Genomic DNA, 1,892 nt, shown 5'->3' with positions numbered 1-1,892 from the left:
GGCGACAACGACATGTCGCCCGTCGGCGTGGGCAGCGGCGCGGGGCCGGCGGCGCGCGCGGCGGGGAGCGTCAGCGCGGCGCCCAGCGCCGCGGCAGCGGAAACGGCGACGATACGGGAAAACAACGGAATACGGAAATACGGCATGCGGCCCTCTTCTGATTGTTGTGACGGGACGGCGGCGCGGTTGCGTGGCCGTGTATCGGAAGGGACCGTGGGTGCCGGGCTCGGGCCCGGTCTGTCGAATCGTGAGTGGCCGCGAACGGCGGCGAGAGTTGGTGAGTGCGGCGGCGGCCGGTCAGCGGGCCAGCGCCGAGACGCGCCCGTCCGGGCCGTAGACGCCGGTGGGTGCGGGCGCCGAGCGCAGCACCGCGAGCGCGCGCTCGTTGTAGTCCATCCGGATGCGGATCAGCATTCCGTTGTTCGCATTGGCCTGGCGCGCGCGTTCGGCGGCCTGCTGCAGCAACTGCCAGCGGCCCGCGAGGCGCGCATCGCGCTCGGCGGCCTGGTCCATGCCCTTCTTGCCGGCCGGAAAACCGAGCGCGGAAAGCTGCGTGTCGCGCGTGCGTTCGAGCTGCGCGAGCCGGTCGATCAGCGCGCTTTTCCTTTCGACGATGCCGGGCAGCATCTCGAGCGGCTCGGCCGTCGTCAGCGCCTTTTCCTCGTAGACGAGCAGGGACGCGAACGCTTCGACCGTCGCGTGTTCGTCGTTGACCGTGGCCAGCAGCTCTTCTCTCATCGCGTCATGCTCGTCGCGCCGGTGCGCGCGGTGGGCGCGCGCCGGCAAACCGGTGGAACCGGCCTGGGCCGGCTTAGTTACCCTGCGGGCGCTGCTGCTGCAGCAGCTCGCGGGCGGTGTTCAATACGCCGTCGGCAATCTTGCTCGCGTCGATCGTCAACGTGCCGTTGTTCAGCGCGTCCTTGATCGACTGGACCAGGCCCGTATCGATATCGGCGTCGCCCGACGCGGATACCGAGCGCAGCTGGCCGGACAGACCCGACAGGTTCACGCTCGTGTCGCCGCCGGTCGATCCGGCGTCGGCCGCCGGCGCGGACGACTGGGCCGTGCCGGATTGCGCACGGGACGCGCCGTTGCCGGTCGGCGCCAGGGGGCTCGGGTTCGGAGTGGAATCGATCTTCACGATGGGTTTCCTGTACGGTTTGACCCAGATAACGGCCGGGTCGGCCCGAACTTTAGCATCGCGAGCCCGAAATGCTCCGAATAAACAATTCTTTACACTCTTGCCGTTTGATCCGTCCCTATAGCGGAATTTCCACGGTGCCGGCGTCCTTGACGATCGCCGTGACGATCTGGCCCGCCGCCATCCGCACCCGTACCGACTGGCCCGGCGCCGCATTCGCGAGCACGCTGCCTTCGGCCGAAATCGTGAAGCCGGGCCCGGCCGCGACGACCCGCACCGTCTGGCCGGCGGATACCGACGCCGCGCTCTTCAGCATGTCCTGCCGCAGCGGCAGGCCGGCCGAGATGCGCGCGAGCGCGGTCGCGCCGATCGCCTGCGCGGGATCGGTGATCACCGCGAGCGGCATGACCGTCAGGTCGCCGTCGCGGGCGACCAGGTCGGCCGCGGAGAGCGGCTCGCCGGGCGCGATCTGGCGCGCGGCGACGTAATAGGTGGCCTGCACGGCGACCTTCGCCTGCAGGTAGACGGTCCACGGCCGCTCGCCCGCGCAGCGCACGCCGACCGTCGTGCGGCCCCACAGGCGCGCGCCGGTCGGCAGGAACGGCTCGAGCGTCGTGCACGCGGCGAGCCCGCGCGGAAACGCGGTCGTGACCGTCGCGGTGGTCTTGCCGGGCAGGCCGGCGATCTGCTGCTGCAGGAACGCGAGGGCCGCGCGGCGGATCGTCTCGGGATCCTGCTGGCCGGGCGGCGA

General features: G+C 70.9%; 3 protein-coding genes. All 3 read right to left on the bottom strand.

Annotated features, from left to right (window positions below; all coding sequences use genetic code 11):
• Positions 1 to 297: 297 nt before the first annotated feature.
• Positions 298 to 738, bottom strand: a complete 441-nt coding sequence (locus G3N62_RS35200; protein ID WP_034190345.1) for a flagellar protein FlgN — start codon at positions 736 to 738, stop codon at positions 298 to 300.
• A 73-nt stretch (positions 739 to 811) separates the two neighbouring features.
• Positions 812 to 1,141: a flagellar biosynthesis anti-sigma factor FlgM gene (flgM, locus tag G3N62_RS35195; RefSeq protein WP_034190307.1), complete on the bottom strand. Its 330-nt coding sequence runs from the start codon at positions 1,139 to 1,141 to the stop codon at positions 812 to 814.
• 118 nt (positions 1,142 to 1,259) lie between these two features.
• On the bottom strand, positions 1,260 to 1,892 hold a 633-nt coding region (flgA, locus tag G3N62_RS35190), incomplete at its 5' end, for a flagellar basal body P-ring formation chaperone FlgA (RefSeq protein ID WP_206141532.1).

Origin of the sequence: Burkholderia sp. Tr-20355 (assembly GCF_017104685.1) — a bacterium.
Taxonomy (GTDB): domain Bacteria; phylum Pseudomonadota; class Gammaproteobacteria; order Burkholderiales; family Burkholderiaceae; genus Burkholderia; species Burkholderia seminalis.
The sequence above is the reverse complement of the archived record's forward strand: the minus strand, read 5'-3'. Positions and strand labels throughout refer to the sequence as shown.